The sequence below is a fragment of the Paraburkholderia sp. MM5482-R2 genome (genome assembly GCF_050436125.1).
Taxonomy (GTDB): Bacteria; Pseudomonadota; Gammaproteobacteria; order Burkholderiales; family Burkholderiaceae; genus Paraburkholderia; species Paraburkholderia tuberum.
Map to the genome: position 1 here is coordinate 1,851,513 of NZ_JBNDLP010000002.1, position 24,201 is coordinate 1,875,713.

21 protein-coding genes are annotated in these 24,201 nt (G+C 63.1%); 18 read left to right on the forward strand and 3 right to left on the reverse strand.

The genetic code is table 11. The features are described from left to right. Positions 1-282 precede the first annotated feature (282 nt). The 6 genes from OKW37_RS11390 to OKW37_RS11415 all read left to right on the forward strand — a co-directional run bounded on the left by OKW37_RS11390 (position 283) and on the right by OKW37_RS11415 (position 5,223). Positions 283-834 carry an RNA polymerase sigma factor gene (locus OKW37_RS11390; RefSeq protein ID WP_429406449.1) on the forward strand — a complete coding sequence of 184 codons (552 nt, stop codon included), beginning with the start codon at positions 283-285 and terminating at the stop codon, positions 832-834. Beyond that, positions 834-1,766, forward strand: a complete 933-nt coding sequence (locus OKW37_RS11395) for an anti-sigma factor (protein WP_429406447.1) — start codon at positions 834-836, stop codon at positions 1,764-1,766. Before OKW37_RS11390 ends, OKW37_RS11395 begins: the two co-directional genes overlap by 1 nt. Continuing rightward, entirely contained in the window at positions 1,750-2,814 is a 1,065-nt protein-coding gene (locus OKW37_RS11400) for a catalase family peroxidase (protein WP_429408426.1), read from the forward strand. The genes OKW37_RS11395 and OKW37_RS11400 overlap by 17 nt, the downstream gene beginning before the upstream one ends. A gap of 222 nt (positions 2,815-3,036) precedes the next feature. Then, a complete protein-coding gene (locus tag OKW37_RS11405; RefSeq protein ID WP_429406445.1) occupies positions 3,037-3,921 on the forward strand; it encodes an anti-sigma factor family protein in 885 nt (294 codons plus the stop codon). Positions 3,922-4,444: 523 nt separating this feature from the next. Further along, positions 4,445-4,999 carry an RNA polymerase sigma factor gene (locus OKW37_RS11410; protein WP_429406443.1) on the forward strand — a complete coding sequence of 185 codons (555 nt, stop codon included), beginning with the start codon at positions 4,445-4,447 and terminating at the stop codon, positions 4,997-4,999. Next, the gene (locus tag OKW37_RS11415; RefSeq protein ID WP_090804235.1) at positions 4,996-5,223 is read left to right on the forward strand and encodes a hypothetical protein; all 228 of its coding nucleotides are present in this window, start codon (positions 4,996-4,998) and stop codon (positions 5,221-5,223) included. Before OKW37_RS11410 ends, OKW37_RS11415 begins: the two co-directional genes overlap by 4 nt. Before the next feature lie 29 nt (positions 5,224-5,252). On the opposite strand, the gene OKW37_RS11420 is transcribed toward OKW37_RS11415, so the two are convergent. From OKW37_RS11420 to OKW37_RS11430, 3 genes are read right to left on the reverse strand one after another with little or no spacing between them, the layout of a single operon-like run. Next, positions 5,253-6,659: a serine/threonine-protein kinase gene (locus OKW37_RS11420; protein WP_429406441.1), complete on the reverse strand. Its 1,407-nt coding sequence runs from the start codon at positions 6,657-6,659 to the stop codon at positions 5,253-5,255. A 28-nt stretch (positions 6,660-6,687) separates the two neighbouring features. Beyond that, the gene (locus tag OKW37_RS11425; RefSeq protein WP_429406439.1) at positions 6,688-7,578 is read right to left on the reverse strand and encodes a c-type heme family protein; all 891 of its coding nucleotides are present in this window, start codon (positions 7,576-7,578) and stop codon (positions 6,688-6,690) included. Beyond that, on the reverse strand, positions 7,575-8,606 hold the full coding sequence (locus OKW37_RS11430) for a hypothetical protein (RefSeq protein ID WP_429406437.1): 1,032 nt from the start codon (positions 8,604-8,606) through the stop codon (positions 7,575-7,577). Before OKW37_RS11430 ends, OKW37_RS11425 begins: the two co-directional genes overlap by 4 nt. Positions 8,607-8,997: 391 nt before the next feature. Here OKW37_RS11430 and tssB point away from each other — a divergent pair, with 391 nt between their 5' ends. The 12 genes from tssB to tagH all read left to right on the forward strand — a co-directional run bounded on the left by tssB (position 8,998) and on the right by tagH (position 24,186). After that, positions 8,998-9,519 (forward strand): type VI secretion system contractile sheath small subunit, encoded by a 522-nt coding sequence (tssB, locus tag OKW37_RS11435; RefSeq protein ID WP_184064122.1) that lies wholly within the window; start codon positions 8,998-9,000, stop codon positions 9,517-9,519. Positions 9,520-9,527: 8 nt separating this feature from the next. After that, positions 9,528-11,021, forward strand: coding sequence for a type VI secretion system contractile sheath large subunit (gene tssC, locus OKW37_RS11440; protein ID WP_187610345.1), 1,494 nt, complete (start codon positions 9,528-9,530; stop codon positions 11,019-11,021). A gap of 111 nt (positions 11,022-11,132) precedes the next feature. Continuing rightward, positions 11,133-11,636: an Hcp family type VI secretion system effector gene (locus OKW37_RS11445; RefSeq protein WP_090804249.1), complete on the forward strand. Its 504-nt coding sequence runs from the start codon at positions 11,133-11,135 to the stop codon at positions 11,634-11,636. A gap of 57 nt (positions 11,637-11,693) precedes the next feature. After that, complete coding sequence (locus OKW37_RS11450; RefSeq protein WP_090804251.1) at positions 11,694-12,506, forward strand: type VI secretion system accessory protein TagJ; 813 nt, start codon at positions 11,694-11,696, stop codon at positions 12,504-12,506. Between the two features lie 13 nt (positions 12,507-12,519). Next, positions 12,520-13,023 (forward strand): type VI secretion system baseplate subunit TssE, encoded by a 504-nt coding sequence (gene tssE, locus OKW37_RS11455; RefSeq protein WP_090804253.1) that lies wholly within the window; start codon positions 12,520-12,522, stop codon positions 13,021-13,023. A gap of 5 nt (positions 13,024-13,028) precedes the next feature. Beyond that, positions 13,029-14,921 (forward strand): type VI secretion system baseplate subunit TssF, encoded by a 1,893-nt coding sequence (gene tssF / locus OKW37_RS11460; protein WP_429406434.1) that lies wholly within the window; start codon positions 13,029-13,031, stop codon positions 14,919-14,921. Beyond that, the gene (gene tssG, locus OKW37_RS11465) at positions 14,885-15,901 is read left to right on the forward strand and encodes a type VI secretion system baseplate subunit TssG (RefSeq protein ID WP_429406432.1); all 1,017 of its coding nucleotides are present in this window, start codon (positions 14,885-14,887) and stop codon (positions 15,899-15,901) included. The genes tssF and tssG overlap by 37 nt, the downstream gene beginning before the upstream one ends. A gap of 84 nt (positions 15,902-15,985) precedes the next feature. After that, complete coding sequence (gene tssH, locus OKW37_RS11470; protein ID WP_429406430.1) at positions 15,986-18,790, forward strand: type VI secretion system ATPase TssH; 2,805 nt, start codon at positions 15,986-15,988, stop codon at positions 18,788-18,790. Positions 18,791-18,854: 64 nt separating this feature from the next. Beyond that, the gene (locus tag OKW37_RS11475) at positions 18,855-19,859 is read left to right on the forward strand and encodes a TcdA/TcdB catalytic glycosyltransferase domain-containing protein (protein ID WP_429406428.1); all 1,005 of its coding nucleotides are present in this window, start codon (positions 18,855-18,857) and stop codon (positions 19,857-19,859) included. Positions 19,860-20,156: 297 nt separating this feature from the next. After that, positions 20,157-22,043, forward strand: a complete 1,887-nt coding sequence (tssI, locus tag OKW37_RS11480; RefSeq protein ID WP_429406426.1) for a type VI secretion system tip protein TssI/VgrG — start codon at positions 20,157-20,159, stop codon at positions 22,041-22,043. After that, complete coding sequence (locus tag OKW37_RS11485; RefSeq protein WP_429406424.1) at positions 22,040-22,594, forward strand: DUF6931 family protein; 555 nt, start codon at positions 22,040-22,042, stop codon at positions 22,592-22,594. The genes tssI and OKW37_RS11485 overlap by 4 nt, the downstream gene beginning before the upstream one ends. Then, a complete protein-coding gene (tagH, locus tag OKW37_RS11490) occupies positions 22,591-24,186 on the forward strand; it encodes a type VI secretion system-associated FHA domain protein TagH (protein ID WP_429406422.1) in 1,596 nt (531 codons plus the stop codon). The genes OKW37_RS11485 and tagH overlap by 4 nt, the downstream gene beginning before the upstream one ends. Positions 24,187-24,201 lie beyond the last annotated feature (15 nt).

Sequence of the window (24,201 nt, forward strand, 5' to 3'; positions counted from 1 at the left end):
ACACATTGGCGCCGGTGAGGACACCGGCGACCATGGATCATGAAGTAAGCGGAGGAAGGCGCGTCGAATGCCGACGCGACCGTCAAAGACGGCGCGCGTGCTTCGCCGATCTGACGCTCATTGCCCGCGGATGATGTTTGCGAGCCGATTGCCGCGCGTCGGCAAACATTTTGCGAACGTTGCACAATACGGCTTGGGGAAACCAGCCGGAATTGGCCAGTCGTTGGCCGCCACGCCCGGCCGCCATCAAGCCGCCATTAAGCCGCCATTAGCCAGTCAATCATGCCAACAGCAGAGGTTGAGAGTCTGCCCAGTCAACTGCCGGGAATGCTGCCGCGATTATGGGCGTTCTCGCTGCGCCTGTGCGGCAACCAGCACGACGCCGAGGATCTCGTCCAGCGGGCCTGTGTCCGCGGACTCGAACGCGCCCATCAATTGCAGCCAGGCACTTCTCCTCTGAGCTGGATGTTTTCGATCGTTCATTCCACCTGGATCAACGAGCTGAGAGCGCGCAACGTGCGCAACCGCTCGAGCATGGAATGGGACGACGATTTTCTGCAGACCGTTGCTGATCCCGATGCGCGCACGCCGGAAGAGAACCTGCTGAATGGCGAGATCATCGCCGCCGTCAACCGTCTGCCCGAGGCACAACGGATCGTCATGCTGCTCGTGGCCGTCGAGGGCCTGAGTTACGCCGAGGCCGCCGAGGCGCTCGGCGTGCCGATCGGCACGATCATGAGTCGCCTGTCCCGCGCGCGGCAGACCATTGGGGCGCAATTCGGCAATCGTGAAACCACGGCGGCGCGCTCATCCGGCAGCGAGCGAGAAGTGTGATGACGATCGACGACACCACCCTGTTGGCGTACGTCGACGGAGAATTGCCGCCGGACGAATGCGCACATGTCGAGAGCGCGATCGGCAAGTCGGACGACGTGGCGTCGCGCCTGTCGATACTGCGGGCCTCGCAATTGCCGTACGCGGAAGCGTTCAGCCAGCAGGCTTTGCCGCCGGTACCGGAGACGTTGCGCCGCAAAGTCGACGAACTGATTCGACAGCATCTGGCAGGTGCGTCGGCACAAGGCGCGGTCAATGCCGCCGACGCAATCGATACCGCGACCAGCGGTGAGTCATCGATCCCGTCCGGTGGCAATGTGCATCGGCTGAAGCCGCGCGCATCATTGCCGTGGCTGGCGGTGGCGTTCGTCGCGGGCGTGTTCTCCTGCGGCATCGCGTTCCGTCTGTTGCCGCAACTGACCGGTGGCGGCGCCATCACGACGGCATCGAATGATCCGGGCGTGTCGCCGTGGATCGCTGCGGCGGCCGGCTATCAGCAGCTTTACACACGCGACACCGTCGCCTCGTTGCAACCCGACATGCGCGCGACCGCCGTCACCGCCGCCAATATTCGTCAATACGACAATCTGGCGTTGCAGATTCCCGACCTGCGCAGTCAAGGGCTCTCGTTCAAGCGCGTGCAGCGCCTGAGATTTCGTGGCAAACCGCTCGTGCAGATCGTCTACCTGCCGGAGCATGGCGGCCCCGTCGCGTTATGCGTGCTGAAAGAAGCGAAGGCCGACGCGGCGCCCGCGCGCGATCGCGTCGGCGGCATGGACGTGGTGGCGTGGCGGCGCGGCCAACTCGGTTATGCGCTGATCGGCGAGCACGGCGGCGTCGATCTCGAAGCACTCGGCAAACGCCTTTACGGCGGCGAGGTGTCGACCACCATCGGCCGCACGGACGCGCATGACGATGCCCGGTCGGGCTGATCACCAGCGAGGCCATGGCTTGCTGCTGCGCTGGCTCGCGGTTTTCGCGGCGCCTATGTTACTGCTGGCGCTGTTCGTCTGGTGCGCCGGATGGTTCCCGCCGCGCCTGACTTCGCAGCGGATCGTCGATGCATTCGAAGCGACGACGACGCCGCACCCGGGCTTCCGGCGCAACCACGCGAAGGGCATCTGCATCACCGGACACTTCGACAGCAACGGCAACGGCGCGTCGGTATCGCGCGCAAGCGTGTTCGAACGCGGCAGCTACGCCGTCGTCGGGCGACTGTCGAGGCCCGGCGGCAATCCGCAACAAGACGACGGCGAAGCCCTGGTGCGCAGCTTCGCGTTGCTGATCGCGCTGCCGCACCGCGAGCAATGGCGTCTCGCGATGAATTCGACGCCGATTTTCGCGGTGCGCACGCCGCAGGCGCTATTCGAACAGCTTCAGGCGGAAGCGCTGGATCCGCACACCGGTCAGGCGAACCCCGCAAAAATGCAGGCGTTTCTCGACGGCCATCCTGAGGCCAGCGCGTTTCTCGAATGGGTCCGCTTGCACCCGCCATCGTCCCGCTTCGACAACGCGGCCTATTTCGGTATCAGTTCGTTCCAGACTACGGATGCGCAGGGCGTGCAGCGTTTCGTGCGTTGGGAGGTGGTGCCGGACAGTCCCTGGCGTCCTGTCGAAGCTCGCGCGCAAAGCGATCCAGACTTTCTGTCGCACGCTCTGATGACGCAACTCGCGAAGGGGCCATTGCGCTGGCATCTGGTGCTGAACGTCGCGATGCCCGGCGATCCGATCGACGACTCGACGCGGCAATGGATCGACTCACCGCAACGCGAGCGGGTCGACGTGGGCACGATCGTCATCGATCGCGCGCAGGCGCAGATCGACGGTCCCTGTCGCGACATCACGTTCGATCCGACCATCCTGCCCGATGGCATCGCGCCATCCGCCGATCCGTTGCTGGCCGCGCGGTCGTCGACGTATAGCGTATCGTTCAATCGCCGAACTCGGGAGGAGGCCGTTGCCGGATCGAATGGTCGTTGAATGTCGTCTCTACCGCGAGGTGTCGGGAGCGACGCCTGAGAAAACGGTTGGCAATAGCAAGTCCTGGCCAGTGATCCACGCTTCATCCGCGCGCTGCGTACGACCTGCGAACAACGCGCAACTACGGTTATCATGGGAATTTGATGACGAACGGGCGGTGCCCGACCCGCGCCTTGCAGGCGAATGCTGATCGTGCTCAACTTCCTTTAAGCCTATCGTCCTATGAGACCCGACGACAGTAAATTGATCGCGTATGTCGATGGCGAACTTGACCCGTCCGAGGCGGCATCGATCGAAAAGGAACTCGCCGTTTCGCCTGAGTTGCAGGAGAGCGTCGATTTGCTGCGCGCGTCGCAGCTCCCTTATCGCGAGGCGTTTTCAACGCAGAAGCTACCGCCTTTACCGGGCGAATTGCAGCGCCGTATCGAAGCAATGGCGAGCGCCGCACGGCGCGACGAATCGAATCACGCATCCCATCAGCCGATACCCGCAAGAAAGCCGCAGGCGCGGCTGTGGCTTGCCGCGGCATTTGTCGCCGGCGCGTTTTGCGCCGGCCTCGCGATGCGGCTCGGACCTGCATGGCTGGGCGTGCCCGGCAGTGGCGGCGCAATTGTCGCGTCGAACGATGCGGCGTCGTGGATCCATGCAGCGGTGGGCTATCAACGGCTCTATACACGCGATACCGTTGCCGACATCACGCCCGACCTCGGCGCGTCGGCGAAGACCGTCACGGCGATCCGGTACGTCGACGGCATTGCATTGCGTGTGCCGGATTTGCGGGAGGCGGGGCTGTCGTTCAAGGCAGTCGCGCGCCTGCGCTTCAACGACAAGCCGCTGGTCCAGATCGTCTATCTGCCCGACCACGGCGCGCCGGTTGCGCTGTGTGTGATGAAGGACGCGCGACCGGACCAGGCGATCGCGCAACAGCAGTTGAACGGCATGACCGTCGTATCGTGGCGGCAGAACGATCTTGCCTATGCGTTGATCGGCAAACCGGACTCAACCGATCTCCAGTCGATCGCACAGCGGATCTCGAACAGGAGCGTGGACGCGTTGTTCGCGCTTAACGATGCGCCCGATGCGAAGCCGAGGGATGCGAGTACATGAGCGCGGCGCGATCTGATCGCAGTGCGGGCCATTCCGCGTGACGGCGTCCGGAGTCAAGTTCTGCCGGTTTTTTGCGTGACGGGGTATGACAGGAGAGTCGTAGTGAAACGAAACGATGACCTCGCTGGTCGTTGTTTCGTTCTATTCAGTAAACGGCGACCCGTGAGCCGCGATTCGTAATCGAGGTCATAGCCACAAACGATTGGTCGCAACAGTGGTTTTTGGATAAAGATGCCCTGCGCACGCGTTCGGTCAAAATCGAAATGGAGCGGCGCTGCCTCTGGCAATTCTGCAAGCATCCGCGTTTAAGCCGTTGACGAACTCCATGCAACGGTCCCAGATAAAGAGGTGGCGTCAGATCCGCCAAACCTCTGCTCGGCGAAGAGACCAATCAACCGGTCCAGAGAAATTCTGTCTGGCCTTGTTCCTGATGTGATCGATGTTAGGGCCTGGTTCGACGTGACCCTCAAGCGGCACGTCGAGCCGTCGTTCAAGGGCTCTACTCGAAATTGGCCACTCAACCATGTCCACCACTGTCGTTGAGAGTTTGCCGGACCTTTTACCCGCAATGCTGCCCAGATTGTGGGCTTTCTCGTTGCGCCTGTCCGGCAATCAGCACGACGCCGAAGACCTGCTGCAACGTTCGTGCGTACGCGGACTCGAACGGGCGCATCAACTGCAGCCCGGCACGGCGCCGCTCAGCTGGATGTTCTCGATCATCCATTCCACGTGGCTCAACGAATTGCGGGCACGCAGCGTACGAGGCCGGGCGAGTGTCGAGTGGGATGACGCATTGCTAGCCGTCTCCGATCCTGCCGCGCGTTCTCCGGAAGATGTGCTGCTGAGCCGTGAGATCATCGCCGCCGTCGGGCGCTTGCCCGAGGCTCAGCGCGTGGTGATGCTGCTCGTCGCGTTCGAAGGATTGAGTTACGCCGAAGCCGCGCAGGTGCTCGATGTTCCGATCGGCACGATCATGAGCCGCCTGTCGCGCGCGCGGCAAAGCATTGGCGCGCGCTTCGACGGCGGCGCGGGACCGGCCGCACGTTCGGCTCCGCCTCGGGTCGAAGTCGGGCGATGACGATCGACGACGCCGACCTGCTTGCTTATGTCGATCGTACGTTGGCTCACGCGCGCGTGGCCGACATAGAGCGAGCGATGCACGAGTCCGTCGATATTGCGAATCGCGTGATATGGCTGATGGCATCGAAGTTTCCATACACTGAGATCGTTGGCCGGCAAAGCTTGCCCGCATTGCCCGTAGCGCTGCGGTTACGGATCGATCGCCTGATCGCGGCCGCCTGACGATCGATCGGCGGCGCGAGCCGGGAGATTCAGGGTGGCGGGTCGTCGAAGGCACGCAAAAAAGCCTCGCGATCCACCGACGCCGGCAGCGCGTCGGCCAGTCGCGCACGGAAGGTCGCTGCGTCCGCGCCACGCGCGGCCCGCTCGGCGATCACGTGTGCGAACGGTCCGACGTGCGATGCGAGCCGCCGCGCGGCGGCCTCGACGTGCTCGGCATCGAGCGGCACGCACGCCGCGGATGTCGATTCGATGGGCAGCGTACCGCGCTTCGAGTCATCGCCCGAAGCGATCACGTGCTGCTTGAGCAGCGTATCGAACTCACGACGAGCGGCGTCGTTGGACAAATGGCGCGCAAGCTGAGCCGCCAGTGTTTGCGAGTCGGTCGCATGCGACGCGGCGCGCCGCACGAGCAGCGAGGCAATGGGGCCGACGTGGCTGGCGAGCCGTTGCTCCAACTGGGCCAGAAACTCGGGTGGCCAGTCTGGTCTGGCAGCCCCCGCCGGTGGCGCAAGCGTCTGACGGAACGGCTGCGCGCGCACGACGGTATGGTCGGGATCGAGCCGCGCCATGAATGAGTCGTGCAGCGTAAACAAGGCGTTGCGCCAGCTTTGCGCGGACGCATAGCGGTCGTCTGGCCGTTTGGCGAGCGCCTTCAGCACCATGCCATCGAGTTCGGCGGGCAGGCTTGTGACATGCGTCGATGGGGGCGGCGGCGTCTCGTTCATCACCTGATGCATCACGGCGGCTGGCGCGCCGCTAAACGGGCATTGCCCGCTCAGCATCTCGTACAGAACGACGCCGGCGGAAAACAGGTCGCTGCGTGCGTCGATCTCCGCGCCTGCATACTGCTCCGGCGACATGTAGCTTGGCGTGCCGATCATCATGCCGGCCTGCGTCAGGCGTCCTGTATCGAGCTGTGCGATGCCGAAGTCGGTCACCTTGCATTCGCCGCGCGGCGCGATCAGCAGGTTCGCGGGTTTGATGTCGCGATGGATCACGCCGAGTTCGTGCGCATAAGCGAGTGCGTCGAGCAGTTGCGCGAACCACGTGAGCGCATCGAGCAACGGCATCATGCTGCCATCGCGGGCGTGCTGCGCGAGCCGTTGCGCGAGGTTCTCGCCGCGTACGTATTCAAGCGCGATGAACGCGACGCCTTGCGCCTCGCCATAGTCGAACACGCCGACGATGTGCGGATGCACGAGACGGCCGGCAGCGCGCGCTTCGTTGAGAAAGCGTGCGGTCAGCTCCGCACCGGATGGCTCCGCCGTGCCTTGTCCGTCGTTCAGTGACGGGGTGCGAATCGTTTTCAGTGCTACCTCGCGCTGGATATGCGGATCGGTCGCGAGATAGACCGTGCCCATCGCGCCGCGACCGAGCACCCGTTCGATCCGATAGCGGCCGATCTGTCGCTCAGTCGCGCCGGTTTGGGAAGTCATGGAGTCGTCCACGATGTGTGCGGCACGCTTACTCGTGGCGCTCTTCGATCATTTCGAACGCTGCGACGAGGCTCGTGCGCATCCGTCCGAACGACACGGCGAGCGACGCTATTTCATCGCTGCCGCCGGCCGGCAGTTCGACGTCGCCGAGTTTGCCAAGACTCACTTCGTCCGCGGCGCGCGACAACATCTGCAAACGCCGCGTGACGAGGAAGTGCACCATCGCGTTCAGCACGACGAGCACCACCGCGAATACAGCGGTCAGTGAGACCATCAGGCTGCGCCATACCGCACGGCCGCGCGCGATCGACTCCGACATCGGCACCGACACGAACTCTGCGCCGATCACGGCGTTCATGGTCCAGCCGAAACCATTGGCCGGCCCGTACTTGTCGATCATCGTGCGCGGCGCCCCGGACGGCGTGCTGTGACATTGCATGCACGCGGCGTCGGTAATGCGGCTCGGATGGGCGAGAAACAGCAACTGCTCGCCGCCCGGCGTATGACGCTGTCCGGTGGCCTGTTTCAATTCCGGATGGTCGTGCAGATGAGCGATCACTTCGCTTTCCCAGTCGCTTGGCCGGTCGCGCGGGTTGGTCGGATTGAGCATCGCCGACTTGTACGAGAAGTTCGGAAACGCGCTCTGCAACGAGTTCAGCATTTCGATCGCCGAGTACGCCGGCACCGACTCGGGCACGAACGAATATTTGATCTGCGTCGCGAGCAGCGGCGTGATGTGTTGCGCCGTGTAGTTCTGCATCGCGCTGGCGGCGTTCAGAAGCACGTCCGCATCGTGACGGGTTTCGTCGAGCGCCTGCTGTTGCAACACACGATCCGCGACGAATCCGATGGCGGTCAGTCCGATCGCGAAGATCGCGATGAACACGAGATTGAACTTGATGGCGAGTGACAGCTTCATGGGCGAACCGGAGCGGATGGGTAAGCGGAACGGTAAGCGGAACGGTAAGCGGAACCGTAGACGGAACCGTAGACGGAACCGGTCTGGATTGCGGGGCTCCGTATCACGGCACGCGCTGGCGGCGGAAAGACCAGCGCACGCCAGTCCGGCAAATCGCGAATGCGCTGCACGACTGCGCGGCGAAACGCGGGATCGGTCAGGCGCGCCCGAAAGCGCGAAGTGAAGCGCGTCGATGGATCCCTGCGCGCCGCGAGTTCGCTGTCGAGCCAGTCCGATACGTCGTCGTAAGCGACCGGTCGGATGCTGCCCGGCGGCTCGTTGCGTGGATGGGCCGGCATCGGCAGCACACGCAACGCGTCGCGGAATGTAACGGGCATCGCGGCGACGAAAGCGGGATCAGGGCCTGCTGTCACGGCAATCGTGTCGCTCGCGGCGGGATGCGTGGCGAAGCGAGGCGCATCGAGCTTGAGCGGCGCAACATTGCCGTGCGAAGTGCCGATGCCGAGAATGCTGGCCGCGCCGCTCTCACAGAACACTGCGTCGGTGTCCTGGACGTTGGCGTTCCGCTCATTGCCACTCCGATAATTCGTTGCCGTTGCCGCGATGACCAGCACGGCATTGTCCGCGGGCGTGAATCGCGTGCGCGCGGTTTCGATCACAGGGGCGGCGCAATTCGCCGTGTTTGCGTCGCACGCGTGCAGCACCTTCAGCCAGCCGCCGAGCAACGCGATATGCGCGTCGCGCATCAGCATCACGCGAGTGCCATGACCCAGCGCGACGCTATTGCCCGCGTCGTCCTGGATCTGCACGCCTGCGCTCGTCGGCGTTTCGACCATATCGTCAAGCGCAAAGCGCTGCCCGACATCTGCCTGATAACGCCCCGTCTCATGAATGACGGTGACGGGCGCATCGGCCTGCACGAGCGTCCACGCCGCATTGGCATAGGGTGCAAGCAGCAGCAAGGCGAACGGTACAGACCGCTTGAAAAGTCCGAAGATCATCCAGATGAGTTGGGTTGAGCGTTTCATTTGACGAAGCGCAGTGAATGCGGCGCGTTATATCGCGCGAGTATCAATAAAACAGCCGGCTCGCGCGTTTATTCCAGGGTTTCGATGATCACAAACTCGCCTCCGTGTGTCCCAGATAGTGACCTGGTCTCCGCGTGACGCACGCACGAAAAGATGCAGCCCACGACGGAACGGAATATCTGCCCGGCTGGGCTGTTCTGATTTGCGCAGACGGCGGCGAGTGTGATTTGGAACATGAACGCAACAGCTTCGACAGACGTGGAATAGATCGCGATGCTGCGCTGTTCTGGGTGCATGGACGACGCGTCTGCAACGCTGCAAGTCGAGTGCAGGCTCGTAAGACGCATCGCCGGATTCACGAAACCCTACGGATACCAGAGGAAATCAGCGCATGGCAACGAGACAGAGCAGTCAGAAATTCATCGCGCGCAATCGCGCGCCACGCGTACAGATCGAGTACGACGTGGAGCTGTACGGCGCGCAGAAAAAAGTGCAGATCCCGTTCGTGATGGGTGTGATGTCGGATCTGTCAGGCGCCAATGCCGGCGATCTTCCGCCGCTCGAAGCGCGCAAGGCGGTGGAAGTGGACGTCGATAACTTCGACAGCCGCATGCAGTCGATGAAGCCGCGGGTGAACTTCAGCGTGCCCAACACGCTGACGGGCGAAGGCAATCTGGCGGTCGATATCACCTTCGAAGGCATGGACGATTTTTCGCCCGCCGAAGTGGCGCGCAAGGTCGACTCGCTCGCGAAGCTGCTCGAGGCGCGCACGCAGCTCGCCAACCTCGGCACTTATCTCGATGGCAAGTCGGGCGCGGAGAAGCTGATCGCGCAGGCGATCAAGGATCCCGCCTTGCTGCAATCCCTGGGCGCGGCGCCGAAAGCCGCCGACACCGAACCCGCACAGGAGTGAGCGCGATCATGGAAAGCCAGAATCAGATCGAGCAAGGCGTCGAGGACTCATTGAGCGGCGCCGATGATTTCGCCGCGCTGCTCAACAGGGAGTTCAAGCCGAAGAACGAGCGCGCGAAGCAGGAAGTCGAATCGGCCGTGCGTACGCTCGCTGCGCAGGTGCTGCAGGATTCGCACATCGTTTCGGATGACGTGACGCAAACCATCAACGCGTATGTCGCCGAGATCGACCGCAAGCTCAGCGAGCAGTTGAACCAGATCATGCACCACGCGGACTTTCAGAAGCTGGAAGGCGCGTGGCGAGGGCTGCACCATCTCGTTACCAACACCGAAACGGATCCGATGCTGAAGATCCGGGTGCTGAACATATCGAAGAAGGAACTCGCAAAAAATCTCAAGCGCTTCAAGGGCGTTGCATGGGACCAGAGCCCTGTGTTCAAGCGCATCTATGAAGAAGAATATGGTCAACTGGGCGGCGAACCGTATGGCTGCCTCATCGGCGATTACTATTTCGATCACGGTCCCCAGGACGTCGAACTGCTACGCGGCATTTCGCAGGTCGCCGCCGCCGCGCATGCGCCGTTCATCTCGGCGGCGGATTCGACGTTGCTCGGCATGGAAGGCTGGAACGAGCTGGCCAATCCGCGCGATCTGTCGATGATCTTCACGACGCCGGACTACGCGGGCTGGCGTTCGCTTCGCGAAATGGACGACGCGCGCTATCTCGCGCTGACGATGCCGCGCACGCTTGCACGCCTGCCGTACGGCGCGAAGACCGACCCAGTCGACGGGTTCGACTTCGAAGAAGACACCGAAGGCGCGGATTCATCGAAGTACACATGGCAGAACGCTGCGTATGCGATGGCGGTGAACATCAACCGTTCGTTCAAGTACTACGGATGGTGCACGCGGATTCGCGGCGTCGAGTCGGGAGGAGCGGTCGACAGTCTGCCGGTGCATACCTTCCCGAGCGACGACGGTGGCGTCGACATGAAGTGCCCGACCGAGATCGCGATCACCGATCGGCGCTCGGCCGAACTCGACAAGATGGGGTTGATGCCGCTCGTGCATCGCAAGAATTCGGACATCGCGGCATTCATCGGCGCGCAATCGGTCGCGAAGCCGGAAGAGTACGACGATCCGGCCGCCACGGCGAATTCGAATCTGTCGGCACGTTTGCCATACATGTTCGCGTGCTGCCGTTTCGCGCACTACCTCAAATGCATCGTGCGCGACAAGATCGGCTCATTCAGCACGCGCGAGCAGATGGAGAGCTGGCTGTCGAACTGGGTCATGAATTATGTCGATGGCGATCCGGTGAATTCCAGCGAGGAAACCAAGGCCCGCAAGCCGCTCGCTGCCGCGCAAGTCGTCGTCGAGGATGTCGAAGGCAATCCCGGCTACTACACGTCGAAGTTCTTCCTGAAGCCGCACTACCAGCTCGAAGGACTCACCGTATCGCTGCGGCTCGTATCGCGACTGCCTTCCGCGCAGGCGGCCTGAGGCTTCTGCTGCATCTCACCTTGCAGGTAATCGTCCGGAGCGGCAGCGTTCCGGTCCTGATCGTTCGTCGCTACGGCGAGCGCACTCTTTGGCTCACAAATAGAGGTCACTATGGCATTCGACATGCACCTGAAATTCGGCTCCGGAGCGGTCACGATCCAGGGCGCTTCCAATCACTCGAAGCACAAGAACCAGGTTCCGATCATCGCGTGGTCGTGGGGCGCCAGCAATACCGGCAATCTGCACACGGGTGCGGGCTATGCATCGGGCGGCAAGGCCAACATTCAGGACATCACCGTCACGAAGTACATCGACAGTTGCTCGAACGCGTTGCTAAACGCTTGCTGCACGGGCGCGCGCGTCGACAACGCCTATCTGTACGTCACCAACGCAACGGGTCAGCAGACCGACTTCCTGACCATCGAGCTGAGCGAAGGGGTGCTGGTCACGTCGGTATCCACGGGCGGCAGCGGTGGCGACGAACGACTCACCGAGAACATCACGTTGCATTTCGGGAAGTTCAAGTACTCGTTCCAGCCGCAGGACGATGAAGGCAAGGCAAACGGCGGCACCAAGGATTTCACATTCGATATCCAGCAGGTCACCAAGCAGTAAGCAGGCGGCGATACCGGTCTTTTCGTCCGCTTTCTTTGATTGAATGGAGCACATCCAGTGACACTTTCTTCAGTCGATGTCAAACCTGAAAAGCTGCTCGCGGACGGTCACTTGAACGACGCGTTGCAAGCGTTGGCCGCGAAAGTGAAAAACTCGCCGGCGGACGCGACGCTGCGCGTGTTTCTGTTTCAGTTGCTTGCGTTGCGGGGTGACTGGGAGCGTGCCGGAACCCAGTTGACCGTGGCGGGCGAACTGGAACGACAAAACGCGTTGATGGTCGCCGCCTACCGCGCGGCACTGGTCGGCGAACGCGAACGCGAAGCCGTGCTGGCCGCCCTGCGTAACCCGGCGACGGTCGGCGAGCGGTCGGAATGGGAGCGCTTGCTGTTGCAGTCGCTGCAACAACTGTGCGGCGGACGGATCGCCGAAGCGCTCGCATTGCGCGCGCGAGCCTTCGACGAAGCGGAAACGGTGCGCGGCAGCATCGACGGCGTGCCGTTCAAATGGATCGCCGACGCAGACCCGCGTTTCGGGCCGTGCCTCGAAGTGATCCTGAAGGACAGCTATGCGTGGGTGCCGTTCTCGCGCGTCGCTGCGCTGTCTTTCGATGCGCCCACTGATCTGCGCGACAAGATCTGGGCGCCGGTGCGAATCACCTGGAAGAGCGGTGATGAGGCGATCGGCTTCGTGCCTTGCCGCTATTGCGGCAGCGAGCGAGGTGAAGACGTCGCGCTCGCGCTGGCCAAGCGTACGGCGTGGACCGATCTGGGCGACGGCTGTTTCATCGGCGTTGGTCAGCGCATGCTGATCACCGACGTCGACGAATATCCTTTGCTCGACGTGCGCTCGATCACGTTCGAAACAGCTTGAGGGGGCGCACGTCATGGCAGAACTGATGCCCCAGGAGCGTCTGCAGCCGTCGCTGCTCGATCGTCTCACCGATTTCGATCCTGCGCAGCGCGAGGAGAGCCGGGAGCAGCGTGTCATTACGGCCGCGCGTTTGCGCGAATACGTGACACGCGATATCGCGTGGCTGCTCAACTGCACGCGGCACTGGAGCAGCGACGAGCTGACCGGATTCGCGCAGGTGGGTAATTCCGTACTGAATTTCGGTATCCCCGATCTTGCGGGTGCGGCGTTGTCGGGTATCGATGCCGAGCTGTTGCAGAACCGGATCCGTTCGGCGCTGCTCGACTTCGAACCACGTCTGATCGCCAGCACTGTTCAGGTGAGCGTCGAGGTCGACGAGGCGCGCATGGGCAGCCGTTCGCTGCGTTTCCTGATCGAAGCCGACATGTGGGCGAACCCGATGCCGCTTTCTCTCTATCTTCGCACCGACGTCGATCTCGAGACCGGCGAGTTTCACGTGTCGCAACGCTTCGGCTGATCGTCATGGACCCACGACACTTGCGCTACTACAACCGTGAGCTGCAACACGTCCGCGAGATGGGAGCGGAGTTTGCGAGCGAGTATCCGAAGATTGCCGGCCGTCTCGGGATGGAAGGTCTCGATTGCGCCGACCCGTACGTCGAACGGTTGCTCGAAGGCTTCGCGTTTCTGGCGGCGCGCGTGCAAATGAAGCTTGATGCGCAGTATCCGGTATTCACGCAGCATCTTCTGGAGATGATCTACCCGCATTACCTGACGCCGATTCCGTCGATGGCGGTCGTGCAGTTGTATCCGGATCAAGCCGAAGACCTTCCTGCCACCGGACACCCGGTCGCGCGGCACACGGTGTTGCGCGGTCTCACCGGCTTCGGCGAGCGCACGGCGTGCGAATACCGCACCGCGCACGACGTGACGCTGTGGCCGCTCGCGATCACCGAGGCGAGATACCTGGACACACCCGCGGCGCTTGCCGCCGCTGACCTCGTGCCGCCGCCGTCGAAAGCCGGGCAGGTCCGCGCGGGTTTGCGCCTGAAGTTCGCAACGCTTTGCGGCGTGCCGGCGAACACGCTCGCGCTCGACAGCCTGCCGGTTTATCTCGCCGGCGCCGACGATCTGCCGCGATGGCTCTACGAGCAGCTGATGGCCAACCGCATCGGCTATACGGTGCGCGCAACCGCGCCGGATGGGCAAATCATCGAGACACAGCATGACGCGTCGGCGCTGCGCGCCAAAGGCTTCGACGAAGAGGACGCGATACTGCCCTACGGTGGCCGTTCGTTCAGCGGTTACCGGCTGTTGCAGGAGTATTTCGCGTGTCCGGAGCGTTTCCTGTTTGCCGAGTTCACGGAGCTGCGCCCGCTGCTCGCCCGTTCGCGGGGCAACGAGTTCGAGATCGTGGTGTGGCTCGAGCGCAGCGTGACGCGCCTGCACAACGCGATCGATGCAGGCAACTTCCGCCTGTTCTGCGCGCCGGCAATCAATCTGTTCGAGCGCCGCGCGGACCGTATTCATCTGCAGCAGGGCGACACCGAGTACCACGTGCTCGGCGACCACACCCGGCCGATGGATTTCGAAGTGCACAGCGTGCTGGAAGTGCAGGGCTACGGCGATCGCCAGGAGCCGGAGCAAAGCTTCCTGCCGTTCTACGACAGCACCGCTCGCACATGGCACGGCGGGCAGGCGGCCTTCTACACGCTGCGCCGCGAGCCGCGACTGATCTCGAGCCGCCAGAAGCAACGCGGCGCACGCTCGAGCTACGTCGGCAGCGAAACGTTTATCGCACTCGTGGACGCCAACGACGCGCCCTATGCGACCACGCTGCGCCAGTTAGGACTGCGGCTGCTGTGCACGAATCGCGATTTGCCGCTGCATATGCCGGTGGGCAAGTCGTACACCGATTTCACGCTCGATACCGACGCGCCCGTGGCGTCGATCCGCTGCGTGGCTGGACCGACCCGGCCACGCGCGCCGACCGCGACCGGCGAATCCGCGTGGCGGCTCATCAGCCACCTGCAGTTGAACTATCTGTCACTGCTCGACGAGGAAGGCGAAACGGGCGCGGCGGCGCTGCGCGAAATGCTCGGCCTGTATCACGACGAGTTCGACGCCGCGACGCGACGGCAGATCGAAGGCATCAAGCATGTCGCGGCGAAGCCCATCACGCGTCGCGTGCCGGTGCCCGGGCCGATCACGTATGGCCGCGGGCTCGAGATTACGCTGAGCTGCGACGATGCCGCTTTTGAAGGCAGCGGCGCATTTCTGCTCGCGTCGGTATTGCAACATTTCTTTGCGCGCTATGTCTCGCTGAATTCGTTCGCCGAGACGGTGTTGCGCACGCTCGAACGAAACGAGGTGGCCCGATGGCCCGCGAATCCCGGCAAGCGCCCGATCCTGTAGTGCTCGAAGCCGCGTTGCGCGCGAGCCCGGAAGATTTCGAGTTCTTCGAGGCAATGCGCCGTCTCGAATGCGGGTATCCGGAACGGCCGCGGTTCGGTCATTCGACCAGGCCGGCCGAAGATCCTGTGCGTCTCGCCCATGCCGCGGCACTGGAATTTCCGTCGCGCAGCATCGCGCGTTTCGAGGCGGGAAAGGCCGGCCGGCCGGCGCGGCTGGTTGGGCTGTTTCTCGGTTTGTTCGGACCGAACGGGCCGCTGCCGTTGCACCTCACCGAATACGCCGTCGATCGGGAGCGGAACGCGAAAGACCCGACGTTCGTCGCGTTTGCCGACGTGTTTCATCACCGGATGCTGAGCCTCTTCTATCGCGCGTGGGCCGATGCGCAGCCCACCGTGCAGCTGGACCGTCCGGAACAGGATCGGTTTCGCACCTATGTCGGCGCGCTGATCGGCATCGCCACGCCGCACCTCGACGGACGCGACGCGCTGCCCGATCAGTACAAGCGCTTTTTCGCCGGGCGTCTGGTGCCGCAAGCGCGCAATGCCGAAGGACTCAGGCGTTTTCTCGAGCACTTCTTCGGTGTGCCGGTGCGCGTGCTCGAGTTCGTCGCCGGGTGGATGCAATTGCCTCGGGACGCGCGTTTGCATATCGGCAAGAGCATGGCCTCGATGGGCCGCGACGCTTTGCTCGGCACGCATGTGCGCGGCGCGCAGCAGCGCTTCCGGCTGCGCGTCGGGCCGCTGACCCGCAACGAGTTCAACCGTTTTTTGCCGGGCGGCGACACGCTCCCGCAACTGGTGGCGGCGGTCAAGTTGTATGTGGGCGAAGAGAAGGGCTGGGACGTGCAGCTCGTGCTGAAGAAAGAACAAGTGCCGCTGACGCATCTGGGTCAGGCGGCCCGCATGGGCTTCAACACGTGGATGGGCCGCTATCCGCAGCACAACGATGCCGACCAGGTCGTGTTGAGCCCGGCCGAGTGAAGTCCGGCGTACGCATGTCCGGGCATCTTTCAACTGAACTGGCGACTGCTTTGCGGCCGCCTCTGGTCATACAGGATTGGAATCATGGCTGAAATAAGTCGTGGCGCCTTGTTCGGCAAGCTCAACGCGCTGGCCTATCGGGGTATCGAAAGCGCTACCGTGTTCTGCAGGCTACGCGGCAACCCGTACGTCGAACTGGCGCACTGGATTCATCAGATCCTGCAACTGCAGGATTCGGATCTGCATCGCATCGTCAGGCATTTCGGCCTGGATCCGTCGCACCTTGCACGCGACGTCACGGTCGCACTCGAACGTTTGCCGCGCGGCAGTACGAGCATCTCCGATCTGTCGGCCGAGGTGGAAGAAGCGGTCGAGCGCGGCTGGGTATTCGCTACGCTGCTGTTCGGCGAAGCCCAGGTGCGCACCGGCTATCTGATCGTCGGCCTGTTGCGTACGCGACACTTGCGCCACGCATTGCTCGATGTCTCGGGGGAATTCGACAAGCTACGCGCCGAGACGTTGGCCGACGACTTCGCCGGCATCGTCGAAGGCTCGCCGGAAGACGGCCAGCTTGCCACCGACGGGTTTCGTGCCGGCGCGGTTGCGTCCGGCGCGGTTGCGCCGGGCGAGAGCAGCGGTGCGATGGCGCCCGCGCAGATGGGCAGGCAACAGGCGTTGCAGCAGTTCACGGTCGATCTGACCGCGCAGGCGCGCGACGGCAAGATCGACCCGGTGGTCGGCCGCGACGCCGAGATTCGCCAATTGGTCGACGTACTGATGCGCCGGCGCCAGAACAACCCCATGCTGGTCGGCGAAGCGGGTGTCGGCAAGACGGCTGTGGTGGAGGGGTTCGCACTGCGCATTGCGCGTGCCGACGTGCCGCCGCCATTGCGCAACGTGCAGGTACGTGCGCTCGATATCGGCCTGTTGCAGGCCGGCGCGAGCATGAAGGGCGAGTTCGAAAACCGCCTGCGTCAGGTGATCGACGAAGTGCAGTCTTCGCGCAAGCCGATCGTCCTGTTCATCGACGAAGCGCATACGCTGGTGGGCGCGGGCGGTACGGCGGGCACCGGCGACGCGGCGAACCTGCTCAAGCCCGCGCTCGCGCGCGGCAATCTGCGCACGATCGGCGCGACCACCTGGGCCGAATACCGCAAGCACATCGAGAAGGATCCGGCGCTGACGCGACGTTTCCAGCCCGTGCAGGTGGACGAACCGAGCGAAGAGAAGACCATCCTGATGATGCGCGGTACCGCGAGCGTGATGGAGCAGCATCATCGTGTGCAGATTCTCGACGAAGCGCTCGAAGCAGCCGTCAAGTTGTCGCATCGCTATATTCCCGCGCGTCAGTTGCCGGACAAGGCCGTGAGCCTGCTCGATACCGCGTGCGCGCGTGTCGCGATCAGCCAGCACGCGGTGCCGGCGAAAATCGACGACACGCTCAAGCGGATCGAGGCGCTGCAGACCGAGCAGACGATCATCGCGCGCGAGAAAAGCGTCGGCATGGAGGTGGAGGATCGCGAGTCGCTGGCTGCAGCGACGCTCGAAGCGGAACGGCTGCGTTTGCAGCAGTTCGAAGCCGCGTGGGACAACGAAAAATCGCTGGTCCAGCAGATTCTGGCGTTGCGCGCGCGGCTAGGAGGCGAGGCCGCGCCGGGCGAGAGCGCCGGCAGTGCGCGGGAACCGACTGCGCACGGCGATGCGAAGTCCGACGCATCGACCAACTCGTTCGCGCCGCCGGCGCTCGACGATGACACGAGGGCAGAGGTGCTTGCCGAGTTGAAACGACTGCAGGCGCAGCTCGCCGAGCGGCAGGGCGAAAACCCGCTGATCCTGGCGAATGTCGACTACCAGGCGGTCGCGTCGGTCGTCGCTGACTGGACCGGCATTCCGGTCGGGCGCATGGTCCGTAGCGAACTGCGGACCGTGATGAATCTCGCCGACCTGATGTGCGAGCGCGTCGTCGGTCAGGACCACGCGATGGAGATGATCGCCAGGCGCATCCAGACATCGCGCGCCGGTCTCGACAACCCCAACCGTCCGATCGGCGTGTTCATGCTCGCCGGCACGTCGGGCGTCGGCAAGACCGAGACCGCGCTGGCGCTCGCCGAGGCGCTGTACGGTGGCGAGCACAACCTGATCACGATCAACATGAGCGAGTTTCAGGAAGCGCACACGGTTTCGACGCTGAAGGGCGCGCCGCCAGGCTATGTCGGTTATGGCGAAGGCGGAGTGCTGACCGAGGCCGTGCGGCGTAAGCCGTATTCGGTGGTGCTGCTCGACGAAGTGGAGAAAGCGCATCCCGATGTCCACGAAATCTTCTTTCAGGTGTTCGACAAGGGCGTGATGGATGACGGTGAAGGCCGCTCGATCAATTTCAGGAACACCTTGATCCTGCTGACCACGAACGTCGGCACGGATCTGATCGCCGGCCTGTGCCAGGACCCGGAGCTGATGCCGGATGCGCAGGGCCTCGCCAAAGCGCTGCGCGAACCGTTGCTCGAGGTGTTTCCCCCCGCGCTGCTAGGCCGGCTCGTGCCGATTCCTTACTTCCCGCTCAGTGGCGCGATGCTCGCGAAGATCGTGAGACTGCAACTGGATCGCATCAAGCGGCGTATCGAGGGTCGCTATCGCGTGCCGCTCGACTATGACGACGCCGTGGCGCAACTGGTCGTGAGTCGCTGCACGGAGAGCGAATCGGGTGGCCGGATGATCGATGCGATTCTGACCAACACGATGTTGCCTGCGATCAGCCGCGAGTTTCTCGCACGCATGATCGACGGCGTCGCGATCGAGCGGGTTGGCGTGAGCGTCGAGGACGGCGATTTTGCGTATCGCTTCGACGAGTGTGCGCCGCTCATCGCCGCGATTCCCAGCATTCCTGATTAGTGTGGCCGGGGCGCCACGCGCTGAGGCGGTCGAAAGAAATTGACCTTTACGAGGAGTTCAAAACGTGAAAGCTATTCCAAAGATAATTCATATTATCTGGATTGGCGGCGATATCCCGCAACGAAACCGCGATTGCATCATAACGTTTCCAAGGTTGAACCCCGATTGGGAGGTGAATCTCTGGATTGACGCCAATCAGTTACTGACAGGCGAACGTCGCCGCCAGATCAGCGTACAACACAATGCCAGCACTACTCCGAACCAATGGGATGAGGTGGCTCAACGTTTGGGTCAGGACGGGGGCGATTCGGCAACGATGAGATATCTGAATCAGTATCTGAACATGCGCGGCGAGGATTTGCGTGGAATGCGGGGCCGGCAGGTCAACTCGATCATAAACTTCTGCGAGCAGAACAGGCTCAAGCTGCGCGAGGTGCAGCATGATTTGAAGATGGGTAAGAACTCGACGATTTACCGACGCGAATTGGTCAATCGCGGAGCCAACTTCGGTTCGGCCAGCGATATTCTGCGAATCGAGATTCTTCTTCAGCATGGCGGTCTCTATGTCGATACCGACGTCAGCTGCGTCAGTCCCTTGGGGGAAATCATCTGCCACCAGTCTTACCCGCGATTCTCCGCCGTGCATCCCGCCTGGTATCACGGAATAAGCGAGAGCGACTGGGTGAATCCAAACTGGTGGGAACAGTACGTCAGAGGCGACCAGACGCCATCGATCAGCAACTCGATCATTGCGAGTCACGCTGGCAGCGGCGGCTTGAAGTCCTACAAATCGCTCATACACAGCAACTTCAGATCGATCAAGACCAGCAGTGATCTGCGAACAGAATATATGAATGACGTCCGGACGAGCACGATCAGAATGACGGGACCAACGGCAGCAGCGCAGAGTTCAGGCTTCAAAAAGGTCCGGGACAAAATGTTCGAGGAGCAAGTCCGCTCTCAGACCGCGGGTCAGAAACTGCAGAACAATCTATTCATGCGAGATAACTGGTACTTCCCCATGCACAAGGTCAGGGACGGTTACTTTCACGATTGGCTTGGCGTATGAGTTCTTCGAACGAATCCGGGATCACGTCAATATCGGGTTGATCCATAACACGCAGGACGACCTATATCAAATTCATTTGCGCCATGGCGAAGGAATAGATCGCGTGGGCCGGGTGTTCTGTTTGCCAAAGGGCGTACTAATCGCGCCGGGAGATGGAGCGATGCCAGCAGGCAAAAACCGTCAACCTGGAGGCGTCCGGTTCGCAATAGCGGCGCCGATACCGGTTCGATCACCGCGCTGCGGCTTTCCGTCCAGTACGACTTACCCGCAACGTAAAGAAGGTTCGCAGATCACGTCATGGCCCACGCAATCACACTCACTTCCAGTCTCGGCAGCAGTCTCCTGTTCGCAAACATGACCGCGACCGAGTCGCTCGGTCGGCTGTTTTCATATCGGCTCGAAGCGATCAGCAAGAACGCGGAAGTCGATCTGCGTTCGCTGCTGGGCACGCCGATGACGGTGAAGCTTGTCACGCCGCAAGGCTATACGCGTTACTTCAACGCGATTGTCCGCGAAGGCGAGCAAGGCGGCTTCGTCAACATCGACAACGTGCGCTATGCGGTCTACACGTTCACGCTCGTGCCGAAACCGTGGTTAGCGACGCGCAGACGCGACTGCCGCATCTATCGAAGCATGAGTGTGCCGCAGATCGTCAAGTCGGTACTTGGCGACATCGGCTATAGCGATCTGAAGGTGAGCCTCAGCGGTAGCTATCCGCCGCGCGACTATTGCGTGCAGTACCGCGAAAGCGACTTCGACTTCGTCAGCCGGCTGATGGAGCAGGAAGGCATCTACTACTTCTTCACGCATACGCAGAGCACGCACACGATGGTGCTCGCCGATGCGCTCGGCGCACACTCGAGCGTGGCTGGCTTCGAGCAGATTCCCTATGCGCCGCCGATCGGGCGGGGCAAGCGCATGAAGGCGTCGATCAGCGACTGGGAGACCTCTCGCGCGGTCAACGCGACGAAGGTGCAGCTCGACGACTACGACTATCTGAAGCCGAAAGCATCGCTGCTTGCCACCGAAGAGCTGACCGACTTGGAGGACGCGCACAACGTGAGCGGCCTCGACATTTACGACTATGGGTACGACTACGTTGGCTACGACGAGCGTCTGTCCGACGGCCAGCGCTACGCGCAGGTGCGCGCGGATGCGTTGAATGTGCCGCTCGCGATGAGCGCCGGCCACACCGACGCCTGTGGTCTCGCCACGGGTGCGCTGTTCAGGCTCAAGGACTTTCCGCTTGCCGACGCGAATCACGAATACCTCGTGATCGACGCGGTGACGCGCCTCGTCGAGCCGGACTACTCGGCGGGCGGCGGTGGAGACGATGGCGAGGCGCCGTTCAAGTGCGGCTTCAAGGCGATCCGCAGCCGCCAGCTGTTTCGCACGATGCCGACGACGCCGCGTCCGGTGATCGCTGGCCTGCAGACGGCGGTGGTGTACGGCGATACGCCCGAAGACATCGCCGTCGACAAATACGGCCGCGTGCAGGTCACGTTCTTCTGGAATCGTCAGGGCAAACCGAACGCGCGGAACTCGTGCCCGGTGCGCGTCGCACAGATGTGGGCCGGCAAGCGCTGGGGCGCGCAGTTCATCCCGCGCGTCGGACAGGAAGTGGTGGTTAGCTTTCTCGACGGCAATCCGGACCGGCCGCTGATCATCGGCAGTGTCTACAACGCCGACAACATGCCGCCGTACAACCTGCCGGACAACAAGACCCAAAGCGGTGTGAAAAGCCGCAGCCACGAAGGTGGCGGTAGTGACGACTACAACGAGATCCGCTTCGAAGACCGGATAGGCAGCGAGCAGGTGCTGATTCACGCGCAAAAGGATCTGCGCGAAGAGTCGGAGCACGACCACGATGTACAGGTCGCGCGCAACTACACGCTGACGGCGGGCAACCAGATCAGGCTGGTCACCGGACTTGCCAGCATCACGATGAACAGCACCGGCGAGATCGCGATTCAAGGCACCAGCATCTCGCTTAACGCAGAGATGAACGTGACGATGGCATCGGGCCTTGCGATGGAGATCAACTCGAAAGCGAATCTGAACATGAGTTCGATCGCGGCGATGGAAATCCTGTCCGAGGCCGATTGCCTCGTGCAGTCCACCAACCTGCAGTTGATCGGGACCGCGACGGCGGTACTGGGCGGCGCGGCTCCGATGATCTTATGAGCACGCCGTCGATTTTCGAAGCAGCGCGCCAGATGCGGCTTTCCACGCGCGCGCAAGCGTGCCTGCGGCCGTCGATGGCGGCGCGTTCGGCGGTGCAGACATTGCTCGACGCCGGACATTCAGCCGATGCGTTGAGCCTGCTTGGTCGTCTTCTGCCGCGCCGTTATGCGGTGGCGTGGGCGTGCCAGTGCTGCCGCCGTCAGTCGCTCGACGAACACGACCGCGCAGGTCTCGAACTCGCGGAAGCGTGGGTGCGCGATCCCATGGAAGCGCAACGCGCCGCGGCGCTCGCGTTCGCGAAGACGCATCGCTACCGGACGATCGGCGCATGGACGGCTGCCGCCGCAGGTTGGTCGGGCGGCAACCTGAATCCGCAGCACGAGCGGCCGACGCCGCCGCCGGAGCATCTGACGGCGATCGCGGCGACGGCCGCGGTGAGCTACATGGCCGCGCTGGTTCCTGCGCGGTTCGATGCACGCCGTGCCGCGTTCGTGCGCGATGCGCTGGGCCTGCTGAGTGTTCCTGAAGGTATCGATGGAGGTATGCAATGAGCGCCGCGCAGAGGCTGATTCTCTCGATAGAAGGCGAGGGGACTGGCGGCTTCGACGCAAGCCGCGAGCAGGTGTTCGACTGCCGCGATGGGAGCATCGGCCGTTCCGACGAGTGCGACTGGGTGCTGGGCACGGAAGGCGTGTCGCGTCTGCACGCGCTGGTGCGCTACCTGAACGGCATGTATTTCATCGAGGACCGCAGCACGAACGGCATGTCGCTGAACGGCGCGCCACTGCGAAAAGGCGATCCGGCCGCCCTGAAGCAAGGCGACCGCTTGCAGATCGACACATTCGATGTCAGCGTGCGCTTGAGCGGCAACGGTGCGACCGAACCGAACCCGCGGGCCGGCTCGGTCGATCCGGGGCGCACCGCGTCTTTCGTTGCTGCCGCGCCGGCCCCTGCCTGCGCACCGGCGCCTGCGCCTGCGCAAAACAGGGGTCCGCTGGACCTGAGCCTGCTGCTCGCGCCACGGCGCGCCACCCCGGCGCAGGAGCATGCGGGCGAGGCCGAAGGCCTGATTCCAGGCGTCGCCGATGGATCGGCGCCGGGCGCGAGCCTCGATCCACTCGCGTTGTTCGATGTGCCGTCGTCCTACGCCGACGAACCGCTGCCTCGCGTATCGTCCGCGCCCGGTTGGAACCACACGCCTGCGGCGGCCGACCGCTTCCGGCCGCCGCAGGCCGAGGCGGCACGGCTTAGCGGGCCCGTGCTCCCGGAAGACTGGGACGCGAGCGCGAGCCTGGTCGCCGCGCGTTCCGGGCAGGGGCGGTTCGAAACTTCTGAAGATGTGTCCATGACGACTGGCGGGATCCCGGCGCTTGTGCCCGCACCGTCGCCGCGACAGCAACGCTGGTCGGGAGATCTGACCGGACCATTCGCGGTTGCGCCAACGCACGCATCGACGCCGACGCAGGTGCCGCCGCAAAATCAAACGCAGTCGGAAACGCCGATGCATTCGCACGCGTCGCCGGACACAACACCCGTCGTGATCGCTGCGGCAGTAGCATCGCCGGCAGTGCCTGCGGTTCCGACCGCTCCGCTCGCCTCTGCCGCCCCGTCGCCCGCCGGCGAAGACGCTCCCGAATTGATGGAAATGTTCCACCTTGCCGTCGACGCGATGATGGACGTGCTACGCGCGCGCGCCGAACTGAAGAACAGCTTCCGGCTGCCCGCGACGTTGATCCAGCGTTCCGAAAACAACCCGTTGAAGTTCGCGCCGACCGCGCAGGAAGCCGTCATGAGGCTGCTCGCGCCGCCCGATGGCGGCTTCCTCCGCGGCAACGCCGCGCTGAACGATGCCGCCGACGACATCCGCAATCACCAGATGGCGATGCTTGCTGGCGTGCGTTCCGCGTTCCAGTCGCTGCTCGCGCATTTCGATCCGGCGAGGATCGAACGGGAAGCCGAAGGGAGCGTGCGCCGTTTGCCGCTCGGTGGCCGGCCGCGTCACTGGGAGCGCTACAAGGAACAGTTCGAAGAAGTCACGAGCAATCCCGATGAATGCTTCAGGCGGCTTTTCGGCGATGAATTCGCGCGCGCCTACGAAGAACAGCTCGGACGCCTGAAAAGGCGGCGCAACGAGCCAACGTAACCAGCCAACGCGACC

Excerpts from the sequence above, each read along its gene's own strand:
- OKW37_RS11390 (WP_429406449.1), top strand. The coding sequence starts at position 283 with ATGCCAACAGCAGAGGTTGAGAGTCTGCCCAGTCAACTGCCGGGAATG.
- OKW37_RS11395 (WP_429406447.1), top strand. The coding sequence starts at position 834 with ATGACGATCGACGACACCACCCTGTTGGCGTACGTCGACGGAGAATTG.
- OKW37_RS11400 (WP_429408426.1), top strand. The coding sequence starts at position 1,750 with ATGCCCGGTCGGGCTGATCACCAGCGAGGCCATGGCTTGCTGCTGCGC.
- OKW37_RS11405 (WP_429406445.1), top strand. The coding sequence starts at position 3,037 with ATGAGACCCGACGACAGTAAATTGATCGCGTATGTCGATGGCGAACTT.
- OKW37_RS11410 (WP_429406443.1), top strand. The coding sequence starts at position 4,445 with ATGTCCACCACTGTCGTTGAGAGTTTGCCGGACCTTTTACCCGCAATG.
- OKW37_RS11415 (WP_090804235.1), top strand. The coding sequence starts at position 4,996 with ATGACGATCGACGACGCCGACCTGCTTGCTTATGTCGATCGTACGTTG.
- OKW37_RS11420 (WP_429406441.1), bottom strand. The coding sequence starts at position 6,659 with ATGACTTCCCAAACCGGCGCGACTGAGCGACAGATCGGCCGCTATCGG.
- OKW37_RS11425 (WP_429406439.1), bottom strand. The coding sequence starts at position 7,578 with ATGAAGCTGTCACTCGCCATCAAGTTCAATCTCGTGTTCATCGCGATC.
- OKW37_RS11430 (WP_429406437.1), bottom strand. The coding sequence starts at position 8,606 with ATGAAACGCTCAACCCAACTCATCTGGATGATCTTCGGACTTTTCAAG.
- tssB (WP_184064122.1), top strand. The coding sequence starts at position 8,998 with ATGGCAACGAGACAGAGCAGTCAGAAATTCATCGCGCGCAATCGCGCG.
- tssC (WP_187610345.1), top strand. The coding sequence starts at position 9,528 with ATGGAAAGCCAGAATCAGATCGAGCAAGGCGTCGAGGACTCATTGAGC.
- OKW37_RS11445 (WP_090804249.1), top strand. The coding sequence starts at position 11,133 with ATGGCATTCGACATGCACCTGAAATTCGGCTCCGGAGCGGTCACGATC.
- tssE (WP_090804253.1), top strand. The coding sequence starts at position 12,520 with ATGGCAGAACTGATGCCCCAGGAGCGTCTGCAGCCGTCGCTGCTCGAT.
- tssF (WP_429406434.1), top strand. The coding sequence starts at position 13,029 with ATGGACCCACGACACTTGCGCTACTACAACCGTGAGCTGCAACACGTC.
- tssG (WP_429406432.1), top strand. The coding sequence starts at position 14,885 with ATGGCCCGCGAATCCCGGCAAGCGCCCGATCCTGTAGTGCTCGAAGCC.
- tssH (WP_429406430.1), top strand. The coding sequence starts at position 15,986 with ATGGCTGAAATAAGTCGTGGCGCCTTGTTCGGCAAGCTCAACGCGCTG.
- tssI (WP_429406426.1), top strand. The coding sequence starts at position 20,157 with ATGGCCCACGCAATCACACTCACTTCCAGTCTCGGCAGCAGTCTCCTG.
- OKW37_RS11485 (WP_429406424.1), top strand. The coding sequence starts at position 22,040 with ATGAGCACGCCGTCGATTTTCGAAGCAGCGCGCCAGATGCGGCTTTCC.
- tagH (WP_429406422.1), top strand. The coding sequence starts at position 22,591 with ATGAGCGCCGCGCAGAGGCTGATTCTCTCGATAGAAGGCGAGGGGACT.